The following is a 542-nucleotide window of genomic DNA, read 5'->3' on the forward strand; positions in this document are numbered from 1 at the left end:
GGCCGCCTTCGCGGGGCGCCGCATCGTCGTCCGGCCCGGCGTCTTCGTGCCGCGGCGCCGCACCGAGCGGCTGGCGCGCATCGCCGTCGCGCGGGCACGAGCGGCTCCGCGTCCGGTCGTGGTGGACCTGTGCTGCGGCTCCGGGGCCATCGCCGCCGTGATCGCCGACGAGGTGCCGGGCGTCGAGCTCCACGCCGCCGACGTCGACCCCCGCGCCGTCGCGTGCGCGGCCGAGAACCTCGTGCCGCGCGGGGCCGCCGTGCACCGGGGCGACCTCATGGCGGCGCTGCCGGGAGAGCTGCGCGGGCGGATCCACGTGCTCGTCGCCAACGTGCCCTACGTGCCGCGCGCGGGGCTCGCGCTCATGCCCCCCGAGGCCCGCCTGCACGAGCCGGCGGCGACGCGCGACGGCGGCGAGGACGGGCTCGACGTGCTGCGGCGCGTCGCCGCCGAGGGCGGCGCGTGGCTCGCACCCGGGGGAGTCCTCCTCCTGGAGGTGTCGGATGCGCAGGCCACCGCCGCCGTGGAGGCCCTGCGCGCGG

At 80.1% G+C, this 542-nt stretch carries 1 protein-coding gene; it reads left to right on the forward strand.

Annotated elements, in window-relative coordinates:
- Positions 1 to 542: methyltransferase (locus tag Q6969_RS16215; RefSeq protein WP_317231354.1), on the forward strand; the 542-nt coding region annotated here is incomplete at both ends.

The sequence above is a fragment of the Clavibacter sp. MX14-G9D genome (genome assembly GCF_032917815.1).
GTDB classification, from domain to species: Bacteria; Actinomycetota; Actinomycetes; order Actinomycetales; family Microbacteriaceae; genus Clavibacter; species Clavibacter michiganensis_K.